Below are 19,494 nucleotides of genomic sequence, written 5' to 3'. Positions count from 1 at the left end.
GACAAGGAGACCACTCCATGAAGATGCTGCACATGCCATTGCTGGCGTTGGCCGTTATGTTCAGTGCGCAGGGATTCGCTGCCACCGCGCAACAGGAAAAGATGACCTCGTGCAATGCCGACGCTTCTGCCAAGGCGCTCAAGGGCGATGAGCGCAAAGCCTTCATGAGCAACTGCCTGAAGAAAAGCGTACCGCCTACCCAGCAGGAAAAGATGAAGATCTGCAACGCTGACGCCAGCGCCCAGGCCCTCAAGGGCGACGAGCGCAAGGCCTACATGAGTGACTGCCTGAAGAAGAAATGACCTGCGCCTATGCCTGTAGGACGAAGGCTGGCAGACTGCGGTTCTTTTCCGTTGTCTGCCGTTGAGGCTGTATGACTTTCACCCCCCGCCAGGTCACCCTGGCCAGCTGGATCATCGTATTTGCCGGCCTGCTGCTGGCGCTCCCCCTGAAATTGTTACCCAGCCTGCTGGCCGGGCTGCTGGTGTTCGAGCTGGTCAACATGCTCACGCCACGGCTGCAGCCGATCATTGCCGGGCAACGTGCACGTTGGCTGGCGGTGGCGCTGCTGGGTACCCTGGTGGTCAGTACCCTGACCTTGTTGATCGCCGGCGCGTTCAGCTTCCTGCTGCACGAGGCAGAGAACCCCGGCGCATCGCTGGACAAGTTCATGGCCCTGTTCGAGCGTGCCCGTGGCCAGTTGCCGCCGTTCATCGAGGGCTACCTGCCGGCCAGTGCCGCGGAGTTCAAAGTGGCCATCGGTGAGTGGATCAAGAGCCACCTCAGCGACCTGCAGCTTGTAGGCAAGGGCATGGCGCACATGTTCGTGACGCTGCTGATCGGCATGATTCTCGGCGCTATCATTGCCCTGCAGCGCATCCCCGACATCTCGCGGCGCAAACCGCTGGCTGCCGCCTTGTTCGAGCGCCTGAGCCTGCTGGTGCAGGCGTTTCGCAACATCGTCTTCGCGCAGATCAAGATCTCGCTGCTCAACACCGTGTTCACCGGCATTTTCCTTGCTGTGGTGTTGCCACTGTTCGGTGTGCACCTGCCGCTGACCAAGACGCTGATCGTGTTGACCTTCCTGCTTGGGCTGTTGCCGGTGATCGGCAACCTGATGTCCAACACGCTGATCACCATCGTTGGCATGTCGCTGTCGATCTGGGTGGCTGCGGCCGCGCTGGGGTATCTGATCGTTATCCACAAGGTCGAGTACTTCCTCAACGCGCGGATAGTAGGGGGGCAGATCAGCGCCAAGGCCTGGGAGCTGTTGCTGGCGATGCTGGTGTTCGAGGCGGCGTTCGGGTTGCCGGGGGTTGTAGCGGGGCCGGTGTACTATGCGTACATGAAGAGTGAGCTGAAGCGGGCTGAGCTGGTTTGAGAGCTTCAAGCTTCAAGCTTCAAGCTTCAAGCTGCAAGATAAAGCTGAACGCGGTGGGCCTTCCATCGCCAATCGGCTTGTAGCTTGTAGCTTGTAGCTTGTAGCTTGTAGCTTGCAGCTCACCCGTAACGCTTGCGCGCCTCGATCGCCAGCCCGCTGCCGATGCTGCCGAAGATATTGCCCTCCACATGCCGCGCATTCGGCAGCATTGCCGCCACACTGTTGCGCAGCGCCGGAATGCCGCTGGAACCACCGGTGAAGAACACCGTGTCCACCTGACCTTCGCTTACACCGGCCTTGGCCAGCAGTTCGGTGACGCTGCCACGCACTCGCTCCAGCAGCCCTTCGATCGCACCTTCGAACACTGTGCGGGTCAGGTCCACGCCTAATTCGCGCTCGACGCGGCCGAGGTCGATACGGCGGCTTTCGTGGTCGGTCAGCTCAATCTTGCTGGCCTCGATTTCCATCGCCAGCCAGTGCCCGGCCCGCTGCTCGATCAGCTTGAACAGACGGTCAATGCCAAGGGTGTCCTCGATGTCATAGCGCATGCTGCCCAGCGCCAGTTGCGACTTCTGCGAGTACAGGGCGTTGATGGTGTGCCAGGTGGCCAGGTTGAGGTGGTAGCTGGTAGGCATCAGCGCACCGCTCTTCATCCGGCTGCCGTAACCGAACAGCGGCATCACGCCCTGCAGGCTCAACTGCTTGTCGAAATCGGTACCGCCGATGTGCACGCCGCCGGTGGCGAGGATGTCGCTCTGGCGCTCGGCCACCTTGTGACGCTCGGGTGACAGACGGATCAGGGTAAAGTCCGAGGTACCCCCGCCGATATCCACGATCAGTACCAGCTCTTCACGGCTGATGCCCGACTCGTAGTCGAACGCGGCGGCAATCGGTTCGTACTGGAACGACACGTCCTTGAAGCCGATCTTGCGTGCCACGTCGGCCAGGGTGTCCTCGGCCTCCTGGTCGGCAGCCGGATCTTCGTCGACGAAGAACACCGGGCGGCCCAGTACCACCTGATCGAAGCTGCGGTCGGCGGCGGTTTCGGCGCGCTTTTTCAGTTCGCCGATGAACATGCCCAGCAGGTCCTTGAATGGCAAGGCGCTGCCTAGCACGCTGGTATCGTGCTTGATCAACTTGGAGCCCAGCAGGCTCTTGAGCGAGCGCATCAGGCGGCCTTCGTAGCCTTCCAGGTATTCGTGCAGTGCCAGCCGGCCATACACCGGGCGGCGCTCTTCGATATTGAAGAAAACCACCGATGGCAGCGTGATCTTGCCGTCTTCCAGGGCTATCAGCGACTCGACCCCGGGGCGGTGCCAGCCGACCGTGGAGTTGGAGGTGCCGAAGTCGATGCCAAGGGCACGGGCCGGGGATACGTCAGACATGGGAAAAGGGCTTCCGGAGGCAAAACGGCCGCGCAGTTTATGCCACTTGGCCAGAGAATCAAGACCGGTCGTCTGCCTTGAAGCAAAGCCAAGCGAACCTTGAAAGGCTATGCTTGACCCTTATCTTCAGATGCAACATGAAAATTCACATTGGTGATCCATAGATGGACTTCAAAGACTACTACAAGATACTCGGCGTAGAGCCCACGGCGGACGAAAAGGCGATCAAGGCCGCGTACCGCAAGCTGGCGCGCAAGTATCACCCTGACGTCAGCAAGGAGCGCGACGCCGAGGAGAAATTCAAGGAGGCCAATGAGGCCTACGAGGTGCTTGGCGACGCCCAGAAACGCGCCGAGTTCGACGAGATCCGCAAGTACGGCGGCCAGCACGGTCGGCCATTCCAGGCCCCTCCGGGCTGGGAGAACCGTGGCGGTGCGGGCGGTGGTTTCGAGGGCGGTGATTTCTCCGACTTTTTCAGCTCGATCTTCGGCGCACGGGGCGGCAACCCCTTTGGCGGCGCTCGGCAACAACGCAGTGCCGGCAGGCGAGGGCAGGATGTGGAACTGGAACTGGCGATCTTCCTTGAGGAAACCCTGAGCAAGGAGTCCAAGCAGATCAGCTTCCAGGTACCGCAGACCAACGCCGCCGGCCAGCGTACCGGGTTCACGACCAAGACCCTGAATGTGAAGATCCCGGCCGGCGTGAGCGACGGTGAGCGCATCCGCCTCAAGGGCCAAGGAGCGCCGGGCAGCGCTGGCGGCGCCAACGGCGACCTGTTCCTGACCATCCGCATGGCACCGCACCCGCTGTTCGATGTCGAGGGCCAGGACCTGATCATCACTGTGCCACTGGCACCGTGGGAGGCGGCATTGGGCACCAAGGTGGCGGTGCCGACCCTGGACGGCAAGATCAACCTAACCATCCGCCCCGACAGCCAGAGTGGCCAGCGCCTGCGTGTGCCTGGCAAAGGCCTGGCGAACAAGCAGGGCGAGCGCGGCAACCTCTACGCCCAGCTCAAGGTAGTCATGCCGCCGGCATCCGACGCCTCTACCCGTCAATTGTGGACCCAGCTTTCCGAGAAGGCGGCGTTCAATCCGAGGACACAATGGAGTAAGTGATCATGAGCAGCACCCTGATCGTTCAACTGGACATGCGCACGCTTTGCCAGGAGGCCGATATCACGGCCGACTACGTGGTCGAGATCGTCGAGCACGGCATCGTTGAACCTTCGGGGCGAACGCCGGAGGAATGGTTGTTCGATGATCAGGCGCCGCTGCTGGCCAGGCGTGCGGCAAAGCTGCACCAGGAGCTGGAACTGGAGTGGGAGGGGGTGGCGCTGGCGCTGGAGCTGTTGGAGGAAGTGCAGCAGTTGCGCAGTGAGAACAGCATGCTGAAACAGCGGCTGGGCAGGTTCACCCAGATGTGATGTCGATTGCAGTGGCCCCATCACCGGCTTGCTGGCGATGGGGCCACTGCAATCAGCAGAAAACTCAGGCTGGCTCCGCTCTCGGGTCGAGCACCAGCTGCATGAAAGTCAAATCCAGCCACCGCCCGAACTTCACCCCCACCTGCGGCATCTGCCCGGTCACTACGAAGCCCAGACGCTCATGCAGGCGCACCGACGCGGCATTGCCACTCTCGATGGCCGCGACCATCACATGCTTGCCACACCCCCGTGCGCGCTCGATCAGTGCTGCCATCAACTGCGGCCCCAAGCCCTTGCCGCGCTGATCGCCACGGATATACACCGAGTGCTCCACGGTATTGCGAAAACCCTCGAACGGCCGCCAATCGCCAAAAGACGCATAGCCCAGCACACCGCTGTGATCCACGGCCACCAGAATGGGATAGCCCTGCTGTGCCCGGGCCTCGAACCAGGCGTGGCGGTTGCCCAGGTCCACCGGCGTATCGTTCCAGATCGCCGTGGTATTGCGCACCGCGTCGTTATAGATGTCGAGGATGCACGGCACGTCGGCGGGCAGGGCATCGCGAATTTCGTGGCTCATTGCTGCGTCTCACAAGGTCGAGGGCTGCAGATTAAATGGTTACCAGCCCCCGCACACCTTCGGCCTGCATGTTTTCACCGCGCCCGCGCTGGATGATTTCGCCACGGGCCATGACCAGATACTGGTCGGCCAGCTCCTCGGCAAAGTCATAGAACTGCTCCACCAGCAGGATGGCCATGTCGCCACGCTCTGCCAGGCGGCGGATGACCGCGCCGATCTCCTTGATGACCGATGGCTGAATGCCTTCGGTGGGTTCGTCGAGGATCAGCAGGCGTGGCCGGCTGGCCAGGGCGCGACCGATGGCCAGCTGTTGCTGCTGGCCGCCGGACAGGTCACCGCCGCGGCGTTGCTTCATCTGTTCCAGCACCGGGAACAGTTCGTAGATGAACGCAGGCACCTCACGGGCCTCGCGCGCCGGGAAGCGCGACAGGCCCATCAGCAGGTTTTCCTCGACGCTGAGCCGCGCGAATATCTCACGCCCCTGGGGCACATAGGCGATGCCTGCGTGCACCCGTTGCTGTGGCTTGAGCGTGGTGATCGGCTGGCCTTCCCACTCGACGCGGCCTTCGCGTGGGGGCACCAGGCCCATCAGGCAACGCAGCAGGGTGGTTTTGCCCACGCCGTTGCGCCCGAGCAGGCAAGTGACTTCACCGACCTTGGCTTCGAAGGACAGGCCGCGCAGGATGTGGCTGCCGCCGTAGTACTGGTGCAATTCACTGACTTCAAGCACTTTCAATTCCTCGTTCTTGTCAGCTACAAGCCTCAAGCCGCAAGGGGCAAGATAAAGCGCACAGCTAGTGCTTGCGGCTTGAGGCTTGCTACTTGAGACGCGTCAGCGCCCTAGATAAACCTCGACCACTCGCTCATCCGCCTGCACCTGCTCCAGTGACCCCTCTGCCAGCACGCTGCCCTGATGCAACACGGTCACATGGTCGGCGATGCTGCCGACAAATCCCATGTCGTGCTCCACCACCATCAGCGAATGCTTGCCGGCCAGGCCTCTGAATAGCTCAGCGGTGAACTCGGTCTCGGCATCGGTCATGCCGGCCACCGGCTCGTCGAGCAGCAGCAGTTGCGGCTCCTGCACCAGCAACATGCCGATCTCGAGGAACTGTTTCTGCCCATGTGACAGCAGGCCCGCCTGGCGCTGGGCCAGGGGCAGCAGGCGCAAAGTGGTCAGCACTTCCTCGATGCGTTGCTGTTGCTCACCGCTCAAGCGTGCTGCCAGGCAGGCCCAGACCGATTTTTCGGTTTTCAGTGCCAGCTCAAGGTTCTCGAACACAGTCAGTGCTTCGAACACCGTGGGCTTCTGGAACTTGCGGCCAATGCCGGCTTGGGCGATCTGGTATTCGCTCATGCGTGTCAGGTCCAGGGTGTCGCCGAAGAAGGCTGTGCCGGTGTCGGGGCGCGTCTTGCCGGTAATCACGTCCATCATGGTGGTTTTGCCGGCACCGTTGGGGCCGATGATGCAGCGCAATTCCCCAACACCTATGTACAGGTTCAGGGCATTGAGTGCCTTGAAACCATCGAAGCTGACGCTGATGCCTTCCAGGCTCAGCACCGTGCCGTGACGGGTATCCAGCCCCGCTTCACGGCGGCTGCCCAGGCCGATGGCGTCACGGCCGCTGCCAAGGTTGTCGAATACCGGTTCGAGCATGAATTCCGGATGCACTGGGGGCACGCCTTTCATGGCTGGCTCCTTTTCTTCAGCAGGCCGACCACGCCCTTGGGCAGGTACAGGGTGACGAGGATGAACAATGCGCCGAGGAAGAACAGCCAGAACTCGGGGAAGGCCACGGTGAACCAGCTTTTCATGCCGTTGACCAGGCCAGCGCCCAGCAGCGGGCCGATCAGTGTGCCGCGCCCGCCCAAAGCTACCCAGACAGCAGCCTCGATGGAGTTGGTCGGCGACATCTCGCTGGGGTTGATGATGCCCACCTGTGGCACATACAGCGCACCTGCCAGGCCGCACAGCACGGCGCTCAATACCCACACCAGCAGCTTGAAACCCCGTGGGTCATAGCCGCAGAACATCATGCGGTTTTCTGCATCGCGTACGGCGGTGAGCAGGCGGCCGAACTTGCTCTGGGTCAGGCGCCAGCACAGGTACAGGCTTGCCAGCAGCAAACCTACGGTCAGCAGGAACAGCACGGCGCGGGTGCCCTGTGCGGCAATGTCGAAGCCCAGAATCGTGCGAAAGCTGGTGAAACCGTTGTTGCCGCCAAACCCTGTTTCGTTGCGGAAGAACAGCAGCATGCCGGCGAAGGTCAGGGCCTGGGTCATGATCGAGAAATACACGCCCTTGATCCGCGAGCGGAAGGCGAAGAAACCAAACACCAGTGCCAGCAGGCCCGGCGCCAGCACCACCAGGCACAGGGCCCAGGCAAAGTGCTGGGTACCGGCCCAGTACCACGGCAGCTCGCTCCACGACAGGAACGTCATGAACCCCGGCAGGCCGTCACCGGCGGCCTGGCGCATCAGGTACATGCCCATGGCGTAGCCACCGAGGGCGAAGAACAGCCCGTGGCCGAGCGACAGCAGCCCTGCGTAGCCCCAGACCAGGTCCAGGGCCAGGGCGACGATGGCGTAACAGAGGATCTTGCCGACCAGCGTGAGGGTGTAGGCCGATACCTGCAAGGCATGGTCGGGCGGCAGCAACGACAGCAGCGCCATGGCCAGCAACAGCAGGACGACGACGGTGCCGATGGCTAGCGACAGGCGCGGCCCGGCTTTTTGCGAAGCGGTGACAAGCAGTGGCTGGTTCATCAGTCGATAACCCGTCCCTTGAGGGCGAACAGGCCTTGCGGGCGTTTCTGGATGAACAGAATGATCAACGCAAGGATGAGGATCTTGCCAAGCACCGCGCCGATTTGCGGTTCTAGCAGCTTGTTGGCTATCCCTAGGCCGAAGGCGGCCCAGAGGCTACCGGCCAGTTGCCCGACACCGCCGAGCACCACCACCAGGAAAGAGTCGATGATGTAGCTCTGGCCAAGGTCCGGGCCGACGTTGCCGACCTGGCTCAGCGCTACACCACCAAGCCCGGCAATGCCCGAGCCCAGGCCGAAGGCGAGCATGTCCACGCGCCCGGTGGACACGCCACAGCAGGCAGCCATGTTGCGATTCTGGGTGACCGCACGTACGTTCAGGCCCAGCCGCGTGCGGTTGAGCAGCAGCCAGGTCAGCAGTACCACCGCCAAGGCGAAGGCAATGATCACCAGGCGGTTGTAGGGCAGCACCAGGTTGGGTAGCAGCTGGATGCCACCAGACAGCCAGGCCGGGTTGCTGACCTCGACGTTCTGCGCGCCGAACAGCAGGCGGATGGCCTGGATCAGCATCAGGCTGATGCCCCAGGTCGCCAGCAGGGTTTCCAGCGGGCGGCCGTAGAGGTGGCGGATCACCGTGCGCTCCAGGGCCATGCCCACGCCGGCGCTGACGGCGAAGGCCACTGGCAGGGCAATCAGCGGGTAGAACTCGATTGCGCCTGGCGCGTAGCGCTGCAGCAGCACCTGGACCATGTAGGTGCTGTAAGCACCGAGCATGAGCATCTCGCCGTGGGCCATGTTGATCACGCCCAGCAGCCCGAAGGTGATCGCCAGGCCAAGGGCCGCCAGCAGCAGGATCGAACCCAGCGACAGGCCGCTGAAAGCCTGGCCGAGCAGCTCACCGAACAGCAGCTTGCGTTTGACCTGGGCCAGGCTTGTTTCAGCTGCAGTGCGCACGCCTGCGTCGGTTTCCACGTCGGGTTGCAGCAAGGTCTCCAGGCGGGTGCGGGCCAGCGGGTCGCCGGTTTCGCCGAGCAGGCGTACCGCCGCCAGGCGTACGGCTGGCTCGCTGGCGCCCAGTTGCAGGTTGGCCAGTGCCAGGCCAAGCGCGGCGTGCACGGTAGTGTCGGGTTCGCTGGCAAAGCGCCGGTCGAGGAATGCCATTTGCGCCGGTTGCGCACTTTTTTGCAGGTGCCGGGCGGCGGCCAAGCGAGTGTCGCTGTTGTCGCTGAGCAACTGGTGGCTGGCCAGGGCGTTATCGATCAGGCCGCGCAGGCGGTTGTTAAGGCGCACCTTGCGGGTGTCATCGGCTGCGATGCGGCCCTGGCGCAGGTTTTCCAGCAGCGGCAGGCGCGCGGCTTCGGGTTGCGCCGCCCAGCCTTCGAGCAGGCGAGCCTGCTCGGCGGGCTTGGCGGTGAGGAAGAATTCGCCCTCGCTGGCCTGGGTTGCCAGGGGCAGCAGGAGCAGCAGGGTAAGGAGGATTCTGAGCATGCGGGCAATCCTGGAAATCGGCGGTGGATTCATCGCCAGCAGCCGGCTCCTACAGGGTGGTGCTGTTCTCAGGACCCTGTGGAAGCTGGCTTGCCAGCGAATGGGCTGCAGCGCAGCCCCAGTGCACTCAGTTGCCTTTCACTGCATAGTCAGGGCGCTTGTCGTTGCCCGGAATGAACGGGCTCCACGGCTGCGCGCGCAGCGGTTGTTCGGTTTCCCAGACCACGCTGAACTGCCCGTCATCCTGGATTTCGCCGATCATTACCGGCTTGTGCAGGTGGTGGTTAGTTTTGTCCATGGTAAGGGTGAAGCCGGACGGTGCCTTGAAGGTTTGCCCACCCAGGGCTTCGCGTACCTTGTCGACATCGGTGGACTTGGCTTTTTCCGCCGCTTGCGCCCACATGTGGATGCCCACGTAAGTGGCTTCCATCGGGTCGTTCGTCACGGCCTTGTCGGCACCTGGCAGGTTCTTGGCTTTGGCGTAGGCCTTCCAGTCGGCGACGAACTTCTGGTTGACCGGGTTATCCACCGATTCGAAGTAGTTCCAGGCGGCGAGGTGGCCTACCAGCGGCTTGGTGTCGATGCCGCGCAGTTCCTCTTCACCCACCGAGAACGCCACCACCGGTACGTCGGTGGCTTTCAGGCCCTGGTTGGCCAGCTCCTTGTAGAACGGTACGTTGGAGTCGCCGTTGACGGTGGAGATAACGGCGGTTGTGCCGCCTGCCGAGAACTTCTTGATGTTGGCGACAATGGTCTGGTAATCGGCGTGGCCGAACGGCGTGTAGACCTCTTCGATATCCTTGTCGGCCACGCCTTTGCTGTGCAGGAAGGCGCGCAGAATTTTGTTGGTGGTGCGCGGGTAGACGTAGTCGGTGCCGAGCAGGAAGAAACGCTTGGCGCTGCCGCCGTCTTCGCTCATCAGGTATTCCACGGCCGGAATCGCTTGCTGGTTGGGCGCGGCGCCGGTGTAGAAGACGTTCGGCGACATCTCTTCACCTTCGTACTGCACCGGGTAGAACAGCAAGCCGTTGAGCTCTTCGAACACTGGCAGCACCGACTTGCGTGACACCGAGGTCCAGCAGCCGAACACAACCGCGACCTTGTCCTGGGTCAGCAACTGGCGGCTCTTTTCGGCGAACAGTGGCCAGTTGGATGCAGGGTCGACCACCACCGGTTCGAGCATCTTGCCGTTGACCCCGCCCTTGGCGTTGATCTCGTCGATGGTCATCAGCGCCATGTCCTTGAGCGATGTTTCCGAAATCGCCATGGTCCCGGACAGCGAATGCAGGATGCCGACCTTGATGGTCTCGGCGGCCTGGATGCTCCAGCTAAGGCCCATCGCCGCAATCGATGCGCTGAGGGTAAAGGCCTTGATCAGACTGCGACGCTTCATGTGCTCTCTCCGCTGAGTTTTTTTTTGGTGTTGGCCAAGCGGGGAGGGGCGTTGCAAGGGGTGTGCCGAACGGCAAAAGGTGCGTAATAGAAGGGTCGTGCGAGGTGATGGGGCGTTTGCAAGGTCCAGGTTGGTGCCTGGGATATTTGTGTGCACAGGATTGGGGCTGCAGAGCAGCCCCGTAGTGCCTCAGCTGTTGCGCACAGCTGTCCGCGGATGGCGCTTGCTACGCACACCCTGGTAAGTGACGGCCAGCAACACGAACCAGATCGGCGTGACGATCAGCGCAGAGCGGGTGTCCGCTTCCAGGCTAAGCAGCACCAGGATGAAGGCGAAGAACGCCAGGCACACGTAGCACATGAAGCGCCCGCCCGGCATCTTGTAGGTCGATGCCTGGTGCAGCGCCGCACGGGTTTTGCGGTACTTCAGATACGACAGCAGGATCAGCGTCCAGACAAACATGAACAGCACTGCGGAAACCGTGGTGACCAGGGTGAATGCCTCGATCACGTTCGGCACCATGTAGATCAGCACCGCGCCAAGCAGCAGGCAGGTGCACGAGAAGTACAGGCCGTTGGCCGGTACGGCGCGGCTCGACAGTTTTTCGAATGCGCGCGGTGCGTCGCCTTCCTGGGCCAGGCCGAAGAGCATTCGGCTGGTGGAAAAGACGCCGCTGTTGGCCGATGAGGCCGCCGAGGTCAGCACCACGAAGTTGATGATGCTCGCCGCCGCCGGCAGGCCGGCCAGCACGAACAGTTCGACGAACGGGCTCTTGCCCGGCACCACGTCGCGCCATGGAGTGACAGCCATGATCGCGATCAGTGCCAGCACGTAGAACACGATGATACGGATCGGTATCGAGTTGATCGCCCTTGGCAGGGTGCGTTCAGGGTTCTTGGCTTCGGCGGCGGTGGTGCCGACCAGCTCGATGCCGACGAAGGCGAACACGGCAATCTGGAAGCCGGCGAAGAAGCCCATCAGGCCATTGGGGAACATGCCGCCGTCATTCCACAGGTTGGCCAGCTGCGCGGTGCGCCCGCTCGGCGATTCGAAGCCGGTGATGACCATGTACAGGCCGGTGGCGACCAGGCCGAGGATGGCGACGATCTTGATCAGGGCGAACCAGAACTCCATCTCGCCGAACATCTTCACGGTAACCAGGTTAAGCGACAGCAGTACTGCAACGCAGGTCAGCGCGGGTATCCACTGTGGCAGGTCCGGAAACCAGAATTGCGTGTAGGCGGCGATGGCGACCACGTCGGCAATACCGGTGACAACCCAGCAGAACCAGTAGGTCCAGCCGGTGAAGTAGCCGGCCCAGGGGCCGAGCAGGTCGGCCGAGAAATCGATGAACGACTTGTAGTTGAGGTTCGACAGCAGCAGTTCGCCCATGGCGCGCATGACGAAGAACAGCATGAAGCCGATGATCATGTAGACGAAGATGATCGACGGCCCCGCCAGGCTGATGGTCTTGCCCGAGCCCATGAACAGGCCGGTGCCGATGGCGCCACCGATGGCGATCAGCTGGATGTGGCGGTTGGTCAGGTTACGCTGCAGGTGCTGCGCTTGAGCAGGAGGGGAAGAGGTCCGGGTCATTGGCTGCATTCCATTGAGGGTCAGTCTTTTTGTGAAAGCCGCGTAGGCTAACACGCGCGTCCCAAATCGGGGCGCGACAGATCGACTCGACTTTTCAGTAGCAGATGGCCGCTGTGCGGCCCTTTCGCGACACAAGGCCAACGCGGTCGTCTGTAGGAGCGGCCTTGTGTCGCGAAAGGGCTGCACAGCAGCCCCAATGGCCTCAAGTGCTGGCCAGCACCCTGCGCCTTACCACCAGGCTGTCCACCACCCACATCACGACCATCGACACCCCCACCAGCGGGAACATCACCCCTAGCACCAGCATCACCCCCACCGCTGCCTTCCAGCGCGGTAGGTCATGGCGCAGCGCCGGCACCCCCAGGCCTCCGGCCGGCCGGCGTTTCCACCACATCACCAGCCCGCTCACCGAGCCCAGCAAAATCATCAGGCACACCAGCAGAATGATGATCTGGTTCAGCACGCCGAACATCTTGCCCTCGTGCAGCATGACGCCCAGCTCGGTCGCCCGGGCCACCGGGCTGTAGTCCTGCCAGCGCACATCGGCCAGCACCTTGCCGGTGTACTGATCGACATGCAGGGTGGCGTCGTTGCGCGGGTCGTCGGCGAACACGGCGATGGTGAATACGCCATCGGCAGTGGTCGGCACGGTGATGCTGTAGCCGGGTTCCACCTCGCGCGCGTTGGCGAGGTCCTGAACCTGCTGCAGGCTCACCTGAGGTGCCGCTGGCCTGTTCGACATCATGTGGTGCCCGGCATGTTCGGCATGCGCACCGGACTGCGGCATCGGCGTGTTTTCCATGGCCCAGGGCACCGTCTGGCGGTGAGCGCTGTTCAGTTCACCGGCCTGTTGATCGGACTTGGGCACGTCATTCCACATGGCCGCCGGAAAGCGGTTCCACAGGTCGGCGTACTGTTTGCCCCACAGGCCGGTCCAGGTCATGCCGCTGAGCAGCATCAGCAGCAGCAGGGCCGAGCCCCAGAAACCGCTGACCGCGTGCAGGTCGCGCCAGAGCAGACGGCCACGCGCCGACAGCCGTGGCCACAGCACGCCACTGCCGCTGCGCCCGCGCGGCCACCACAGGTACAGGCCGGACACCACCAGCACGATGCCCCAGCCGGCTGCCAGTTCCACCAGTCGGTCACCGAGCGTACCGACCATCAGCTCGCCATGCAGGGCTCGGGCGACCGCCTGCAGGTTCTGCTTGGCATCCTGCTCGCCCAGGATCTTGCCGCTATACGGGTTGACGAACACATTCAGTTCGCGCCCACCGTCATGCACCACAAATTGCGCGCTGCGCTCGGCATCGATGGGTGGCAGATATTGGCCCACATGGCCTTTGGGGTAAGCCTGGCGCACTTCGGCCAGCATCACGTCGGCGCCCTGGCGGTGATGGCCGGCCTCGATAACCATCAGGTCACGGTACAGCAGTGGGTCCAGCTGCGGTTTGAACAGGTAGATGATCCCGGTAATCGCCAGCAGGATCATGAACGGGGCGACGAACAGCCCCGCATAGAAATGCCAGCGCCAGGCCAGGTTGTAGAAGGAAACGCGTGTTCCGCTCATGGGAACCTCCTGTTTGACCAGCTGAGGGGCGCAACCAGCGGCTGCGCCCGTTGTTGTTGTCAGAAGCTGAAATCGACCTTGGTCCAGAACGTCCTGCCCGGCTCGTTGACCGGCTGTGGATCGGAAGTCGGGTAGCCGAACCCGGCGTTCCCTGCCAGGTTCAGGTGCTCGGCGTAAACCTTGTCGAACAGGTTGTCGACGCCTGCGCTGAGCTTGAGGTTGTTGTTTACCTTGTAGGCGCCATTGAGCGAAAACACGCCGAACCCGGCGCTTGTTTCGTAGTCCTTGCCGACCACATTGCCCTGGTTTTCGGCGATGCGGTTCTGTGCAGCTACCAGCCGCCACAAGGCCCCGGCGCTCCAGGTGTCGCGGCTGTAGGTCAGGCCCATGCGGCTTTCCAGTGGTGGCATCTGCGGCAGCGCCTTGCCGTCACTGCTGTTCTTGCCCCAGGCGTAGGCCAGGGTTGCATCGGCCTTCCAGTTTTCTGTCAGCTTGTAGGCGGCGCCCAGTTCACCACCCATGATGCGGGCGTCGATGTTCTGCGCCTGGGAGGTGCTCATGCCCATCATGCCGGTACGGTAGTCGAACAGGATGTAGTCGCGGATCTGCCCGACGTAACCCGAAGCCCAGGCTTCAAGACGCTCGTCGCGGTATTGGATGCCGAAGTCGAGCTGGGTGGTCTTTTCTGGCTTGATGCCGTCGAAGGCGTTGGCGGCGCCAGAGGGCGCCAGCTTGGGCGAGAACAGCTCCCAGTAGTCGGGGAAGCGCTGGGCATGGCCAAGGCCGATGTAAGTGGTGGCCGGCACCGCCGCGAGGTCGTGCTCATAGCGCACGAAACCGCTGGGTAGGGTATCGGCGCGGGTATCACCTTCGGTAGCGCTGCCAGCCCGGAAGTCGCGGGCGGAGGCGCGATCGATACGGGCGCCGGTTATCAGCCGGTCAACCCCTGTGGCGTACCAGGTCAGTTCACCAAAGGCCCCGTAGTTGTGGAAGTCGGCATCCTTGGTCCAGGGCTGGCCCTTGTGCGCATCAACGCCCATGCCGCCACGCTGGCGATGTTCGTTGGTCTGTGCGTCGATGCCACTGATCAGTTGCACGTCGGCCCAGCGCCAGGTGGCCTTGATGCGTGCGCCCATTGTGCGGCGGTCGACATTGCTGACCATGGGCATGCCCATCATGCCGCTGCCCGATGGGGTGCGCAGGCTGTAGTTGTCCATCACGTGGTCGGCGTAGTTGTAGTAGACCTGCGCCTCGACCTTGTCGAGCACCTCGCCGAGGTTGGACTTTTCAAAGCGCAGGCCCAGGCTTTCGCGCTTGAACTGCGAGCCGTCCATGCCACGGCCGGCATAGCGGGCCTCGCCGTCACCCTTACCGGCAGTGAGTTCGAGCAGGGTGTCCTGGTCGGGCGTCCAGCCCAGGGTCACATCGCCGTTCCATTTGTCCCAGCGCGAAGGCACGGTGTCGCCGTTGCCGTCGTGGTAGTCGTCCGAGCGCGACTGGTTGCCGACGAAGCGCGCATAAGCCTGGCTATTGCCTGCGGCGGCGTCGAGCACCTGGTCGTAGCGGCCGTTGGAGCCGGCCAGCAGGCTGGCGTTGATCCGGCTGCCGAGGGTGCCGAATTTTTCCGGTTCACGTTCGAAAAGGATGGTCCCGGCCGAGCCGCCGGGGCCCCAGATCACGCTTTGCGGGCCTTTGATAACGGTGAGGCGGTCATAGGTTTCCGGCGCGATGTAAGAGGTCGGTGCGTCCATGCGGTTCGGGCAGGCACCGAGCATCACACCGCCGTTGGTGAGGATGTTCAGGCGCGAACCGAACATGCCGCGCAGCACCGGGTCACCGTTGGTGCCACCGGCGCGGATGGCTGAAAAGCCAGGGATGGTCTTGAGGTAATCGGCGCCATCGCTGGCCGGCACGGGCTGGCGCGGGTCTTTGGGGTTGGTGACAACCGTCAGGGGCGAACTGGGCGCGATGGCGGTGATCACCGTCGGGCTCAGTTCGGGCGGCGCTTGCTCGTGCGTTTCATGGCCAGTTTCGGCGGCCAGGGCGATGGGGGCGAGCAGCGACCCGCACAACACGGCGAATGTCCCTCGCAGAGAGGGGGCGAATACAGGGGTGCAGCCGGACATAGTGATTCCAGTCGATCAGTCATGGGTGGGCGCGGAGCCTCCAGGCTCCGTGCGGCAGCAAGGGTTCAGACGCTGATCGAAGGCGGTGGCGCGCGGCTGCGTGCACCGGGGAATATGGCCTGTCGGGCATGGCCCTGCAGGGTTGCAGCAGGGATGGGGGTGACGGGCAAGGCGTGCCCGGCAACGAGTGGGCTGAAGGTCTGCGGTAATGCAGGGCAGTTGAACAGCAGGCTGCAGTAGCCGCATTTTTCCCACATCACATGCAGTTGGCCATCGTCGCCGTGGCCGTGATGCGAGTCGCTGGCGTGACTGTGTTCCGAGGACAGAGCCATGCCCATCGGCATGCTCATGCCCGCGTGATGATCCATCGGCATCGACTGGGAAATCAGCGGGCCGATAAAGATCATCCACATGGCGAACAGGCTCAGCCAGCCGCCACCGACGCGCCTGCGTTCAGGGCGGGTGGTATGGCTGCGTCTGTTGCGTGGCAGGCTCATGAAGGCGAGCGCCAGTCAGCGAAGGGTCAGTGTGCGTGTTCGTGCGGCTGGTCCGCCGGTGCCTGCTTCTGCACGGCCACGTCGACCGTGATGTCACCTGCCTTCTCGAAATGCAGGGTCAGCGGGAAGCGCTTGCCGTCGCTGAGCAGGCTGCGGTCCTTGGGCTGCATCAGCATCACATGATAGGCGCTGGGGGCGAAGACCACGTCCTTGCCGGCTGGCACTACCACATTGGGCACCTGCTGCATCTTCATGGCGCCGTTGGCACTCATCACGTGTTCGTGCAGTTGTGCGTCAGCAGTGATCGGGCTTTCTACGCTGAGCAGGCGGTCGTCGAGCTTGCCGTTGTTGTGCACGATGAAATAGGCGGCCACATTGGGCGCGTTCGGTGGCAGTTGCAGCGACCAGGGGTGGGCGATATGCAGGTCGCCCGCAGTGTATTCATGGGCGTTGGCGAAGGCGCCGGGCAGCAGCAGTGCGGCCACTACGAGAGCTTGCTTGAGCATGGTGTAAGTCTCCGTTCTGTTCAGGTTCAGGCAGACAGCGTGATGAACTCAGACCAGGGGAGAGGCGCGGGGATTGAGCGCGGGCCAGAGCTGGCGCGGCGTCATTTGGTAATCGGCTGGCGGTGGAACATGCGCGGCCAGCAACGTGGGCGGGTTGTGCAGCTGTGGCGGATAACCTGGCAGGGCCAGCAGCGGCGTGGCACCCGAACAGCACCAGCAGTGCTGCATGTTTGAGTGATCGTCGTTCTGCGTGCCGAGGTCGATCTTGGCCAGTGCCTGGACGTCGACCTTGGCCTTGCCTGCCATGCTGGAACAGAAAGCCCCCCACAGCAGCTGCTCTGCCGGGCCCTTGGGCGCGGCAGAGGACAGCGGCATGGCCAGCAGGTTGAACAGCACTGCGAGGCAGGCTATCCAGGCGATGTGCCGACGTGGGGGCATGGAGAGATCCGGTCAGGAATCGTGGCGGGTATTGTACGGCGCAGTATAGGTAAAAATGATGGGGTGCGGTGAAGTGACGCAGGCGGGTTGATGGGGCTGCTGTGCAGCCCATCGCCGGCAAGCCGGCTCCCACGCGCAGTTAGACGGTGGGGTGCCTGGAACCGGCTTGCCGGCCATGAAGCTACTACAGCCATCAAGCCTTGTTGCGGCCCATCAAGCCACGTACGGTTTCCTGCAAATCAGCCGGCAGCACCACCACTTTGGCGTTGTTGCTGCTGGCCAGGTTCTCCATGGCGCCGACATAGCGCTCTCCCAGCAGGTACATGGCTGGCACCGTCTCGTTGCCTACCGCGTCCTTGACCAGCGAAATTGCCTTTGCCGAAGCCTCGGCAAGGTTGATTTGCGCCTCGGCATCGAGCTTGGCCGACTGCAGGCGGGCTTCGGCCTCGAGAATGGCGGCCTGCTTGGCACCTTCTGCACGGGTCACGTCGGCTTTACGTTCACGTTCGGCTGCCGCCTGGCGCTCCATTGCCAGCTGCATGTTTTCCGATGGCTTGATGTCCTGGATTTCTACCGAGCGTACGGTCACACCCCAGTCTTCGGTCTGTTCGGACATAGCCTCTCGCAGGCGTGCCTTGATCTGCTCGCGGCTGGACAGCGCTTCGTCCAGGTCCATGGCGCCGACGATTGCGCGCAACGATGTCATGGTCAGGCTGGTGACGGCAAACGAGAAATTCTGCACGCCATAGGAGGCCTTCTGTGGGTCGACCACCTTGGCGAAGCACAGGGCGTTGGCGACGATCACCGCATTGTCGCGAGTGATGATTTCCTGCTCCTGCACGTCGAGGATAATGTCCTTGGTCGGCAGGCGGTAGGCGACCACGTCCATGTAAGGGATGACGATGTTCAGGCCGGGCTTGAGCGTGCTGTGGTAGCGGCCCAGGCGCTCGACGATCCACTCCTCCCCTTGGGGTACGATGCGTACACCCTTGAAGACAGTGATCAGGACGAAAACGGCGAGTGTGCCGACGACGATGAGGCTGGTCATGATGCGAACTTCCTTTTAATGCGGTCAGGCCCGGATGACCCGGGCAGTATTGCCTTCGATGGCGACGAGACGAACACGCTCGCCTGACGGGATGTCGCTGTCAGCGACGCAGATCCATTCCTCATTGCCCAAGATCGGTTTCTGAAAGCGCACACGGCCTTTCTGAAATTGCGAAACGCTGCTGATCAGCAGCCCGACTTCGCCGATCACACTGTCTGCGGTCCAGCGCACATCCGGCTGCTTGCGCCGGAACAGCTTGAACCAGAGTGCCGTGGTGATCGAGGAGAACAGCACCCACGACAGTACCTGCATGTCCAGTTGCAGGCTGGGGGCGGCGAGGGAGATGAGCGACACCAGCACGGCACCGATGCCGAACCAGATGATGAAGAAAGTGGGCAGGACCAGTTCGAGCAGGATCAGCGCGATGCCGAAGACCAGCCAGATCCACCATTGCATTTCCATATGGTTGACGCTTTCCGGAGGGGAGGGGGGTTGAGTTTAAGACTGACGACAGGCCAACGGCCATATGAATGTATCTGGTCACAGCGCAGCGATGGTCGATAGCCACTGTCGGAATATGGAAAGGGTTACGTCTTTTACCCTGGCATGGCCAGCCAATCCTCAACCCGCAACCCCGGAACGCGCATGAACTCTCGCAGGTTGTTTGTTACCAAGGTAAGCCCCCGCGCGCGGGCATGCCCGGCAATCAACTGATCGAAAGGACCGATGGGCGTACCGGCCTTTGCCAGTTCTGAGCGAAGCTGCCCGCTGTGTTCTGCTGCATGGCTGTCATAGTCGAGTACTTCAAGACGCGCTACGAAACCCTCCACAATCGAGAGATTTCGTGCAGGAGCGGCCGATTTCTCTGCACCGTAAACAAGCTCCATCAGTGTGACGGTGCTGATTGCCAGCTGACCATGGTGGCGGTTGAACGCTTCACGAACTACCTGGGGTTTGTTCTTGATCGTGAAGATGCAGATATTCGTATCGAGCATGTACTTGAGCATTAAAACCCTTCACGTTCCTGGTCGGCAGGTTGGTCGCGGCTGGCCATGAAGTCCGGGCTCGCATCTTCGCCGTCAAACCAGCTATCCCATGATTCACCAGCGGGAGTGATGATGCGGGTTCGACCCACTGCAACAATGTCCACGCGGGTCACCTCTTCGGGAAATGCGACAGATTTCGGCAAGCGGATGGCCTGGCTACGATTGCTTTTGAAGACAGCACCTTGCTCCATGATGGGTCTCCCTGGAAGCGGCAAACTGTGACTGAAGTTTAAATTCCGCAAGGTATATGTC

At 62.4% G+C, this 19,494-nt stretch carries 21 protein-coding genes; 4 read left to right on the top strand and 17 right to left on the bottom strand.

Translation table 11 applies throughout. The annotated features are described in order from the left end of the window. The first annotated feature begins 17 nt into the window (after positions 1–17). Entirely contained in the window at positions 18–302 is a 285-nt protein-coding gene (locus tag ACW4TB_RS26035) for a PsiF family protein (protein WP_012316442.1), read from the top strand. Between the two features lie 71 nt (positions 303–373). After that, positions 374–1,381, top strand: a complete 1,008-nt coding sequence (locus ACW4TB_RS26030; protein ID WP_012316441.1) for an AI-2E family transporter — start codon at positions 374–376, stop codon at positions 1,379–1,381. Between the two features lie 119 nt (positions 1,382–1,500). Here the strand turns inward: ACW4TB_RS26030 and ACW4TB_RS26025 are convergent, their stop codons facing one another. Beyond that, the gene (locus tag ACW4TB_RS26025) at positions 1,501–2,766 is read right to left on the bottom strand and encodes an Hsp70 family protein (protein WP_012316440.1); all 1,266 of its coding nucleotides are present in this window, start codon (positions 2,764–2,766) and stop codon (positions 1,501–1,503) included. A 164-nt stretch (positions 2,767–2,930) separates the two neighbouring features. Between ACW4TB_RS26025 and cbpA the strand changes: the two genes are divergently transcribed. After that, a complete protein-coding gene (cbpA, locus tag ACW4TB_RS26020; RefSeq protein ID WP_012316439.1) occupies positions 2,931–3,884 on the top strand; it encodes a curved DNA-binding protein in 954 nt (317 codons plus the stop codon). Between the two features lie 2 nt (positions 3,885–3,886). After that, positions 3,887–4,192, top strand: a complete 306-nt coding sequence (locus ACW4TB_RS26015; protein ID WP_279933285.1) for a chaperone modulator CbpM — start codon at positions 3,887–3,889, stop codon at positions 4,190–4,192. Positions 4,193–4,256: 64 nt separating this feature from the next. Here the strand turns inward: ACW4TB_RS26015 and ACW4TB_RS26010 are convergent, their stop codons facing one another. The 16 genes from ACW4TB_RS26010 to vapB all read right to left on the bottom strand — a co-directional run bounded on the left by ACW4TB_RS26010 (position 4,257) and on the right by vapB (position 19,433). Next, positions 4,257–4,772, bottom strand: a complete 516-nt coding sequence (locus ACW4TB_RS26010) for a GNAT family N-acetyltransferase (RefSeq protein WP_279933284.1) — start codon at positions 4,770–4,772, stop codon at positions 4,257–4,259. A 31-nt stretch (positions 4,773–4,803) separates the two neighbouring features. Beyond that, a complete protein-coding gene (gene urtE / locus ACW4TB_RS26005) occupies positions 4,804–5,502 on the bottom strand; it encodes an urea ABC transporter ATP-binding subunit UrtE (RefSeq protein WP_012316436.1) in 699 nt (232 codons plus the stop codon). Between the two features lie 102 nt (positions 5,503–5,604). Continuing rightward, entirely contained in the window at positions 5,605–6,462 is an 858-nt protein-coding gene (urtD, locus tag ACW4TB_RS26000) for an urea ABC transporter ATP-binding protein UrtD (RefSeq protein ID WP_012316435.1), read from the bottom strand. Then, positions 6,459–7,538: an urea ABC transporter permease subunit UrtC gene (gene urtC, locus ACW4TB_RS25995; protein ID WP_012316434.1), complete on the bottom strand. Its 1,080-nt coding sequence runs from the start codon at positions 7,536–7,538 to the stop codon at positions 6,459–6,461. Before urtC ends, urtD begins: the two co-directional genes overlap by 4 nt. Continuing rightward, positions 7,538–9,058, bottom strand: a complete 1,521-nt coding sequence (gene urtB / locus ACW4TB_RS25990; protein ID WP_455828667.1) for an urea ABC transporter permease subunit UrtB — start codon at positions 9,056–9,058, stop codon at positions 7,538–7,540. The genes urtC and urtB overlap by 1 nt, the downstream gene beginning before the upstream one ends. Positions 9,059–9,152: 94 nt before the next feature. Then, on the bottom strand, positions 9,153–10,418 hold the full coding sequence (urtA, locus tag ACW4TB_RS25985; protein ID WP_279933281.1) for an urea ABC transporter substrate-binding protein: 1,266 nt from the start codon (positions 10,416–10,418) through the stop codon (positions 9,153–9,155). A 189-nt stretch (positions 10,419–10,607) separates the two neighbouring features. Next, a complete protein-coding gene (gene cycA, locus ACW4TB_RS25980; RefSeq protein WP_012316431.1) occupies positions 10,608–12,014 on the bottom strand; it encodes a D-serine/D-alanine/glycine transporter in 1,407 nt (468 codons plus the stop codon). A 202-nt stretch (positions 12,015–12,216) separates the two neighbouring features. Continuing rightward, complete coding sequence (locus ACW4TB_RS25975; RefSeq protein ID WP_279933279.1) at positions 12,217–13,581, bottom strand: PepSY-associated TM helix domain-containing protein; 1,365 nt, start codon at positions 13,579–13,581, stop codon at positions 12,217–12,219. 59 nt (positions 13,582–13,640) lie between these two features. After that, positions 13,641–15,707: a TonB-dependent copper receptor gene (locus ACW4TB_RS25970; RefSeq protein ID WP_279933277.1), complete on the bottom strand. Its 2,067-nt coding sequence runs from the start codon at positions 15,705–15,707 to the stop codon at positions 13,641–13,643. 65 nt (positions 15,708–15,772) lie between these two features. Then, complete coding sequence (locus ACW4TB_RS25965; protein WP_279933275.1) at positions 15,773–16,204, bottom strand: DUF2946 domain-containing protein; 432 nt, start codon at positions 16,202–16,204, stop codon at positions 15,773–15,775. A gap of 26 nt (positions 16,205–16,230) precedes the next feature. Then, complete coding sequence (locus ACW4TB_RS25960; protein ID WP_279933273.1) at positions 16,231–16,710, bottom strand: copper chaperone PCu(A)C; 480 nt, start codon at positions 16,708–16,710, stop codon at positions 16,231–16,233. 48 nt (positions 16,711–16,758) lie between these two features. After that, the gene (locus ACW4TB_RS25955; protein ID WP_012316426.1) at positions 16,759–17,148 is read right to left on the bottom strand and encodes a DUF2946 domain-containing protein; all 390 of its coding nucleotides are present in this window, start codon (positions 17,146–17,148) and stop codon (positions 16,759–16,761) included. A gap of 193 nt (positions 17,149–17,341) precedes the next feature. Beyond that, complete coding sequence (locus tag ACW4TB_RS25950; protein WP_012316425.1) at positions 17,342–18,196, bottom strand: SPFH domain-containing protein; 855 nt, start codon at positions 18,194–18,196, stop codon at positions 17,342–17,344. A 24-nt stretch (positions 18,197–18,220) separates the two neighbouring features. Beyond that, entirely contained in the window at positions 18,221–18,658 is a 438-nt protein-coding gene (locus tag ACW4TB_RS25945) for an NfeD family protein (RefSeq protein WP_012316424.1), read from the bottom strand. A gap of 134 nt (positions 18,659–18,792) precedes the next feature. Further along, a complete protein-coding gene (gene vapC / locus ACW4TB_RS25940; RefSeq protein ID WP_012316423.1) occupies positions 18,793–19,203 on the bottom strand; it encodes a type II toxin-antitoxin system tRNA(fMet)-specific endonuclease VapC in 411 nt (136 codons plus the stop codon). Continuing rightward, on the bottom strand, positions 19,203–19,433 hold the full coding sequence (vapB, locus tag ACW4TB_RS25935; protein WP_012316422.1) for a type II toxin-antitoxin system VapB family antitoxin: 231 nt from the start codon (positions 19,431–19,433) through the stop codon (positions 19,203–19,205). Before vapB ends, vapC begins: the two co-directional genes overlap by 1 nt. Positions 19,434–19,494 lie beyond the last annotated feature (61 nt).

Source organism: Lelliottia jeotgali, from assembly GCF_977070485.1.
The sequence above is the reverse complement of the archived record's forward strand: the minus strand, read 5'-3'. Positions and strand labels throughout refer to the sequence as shown.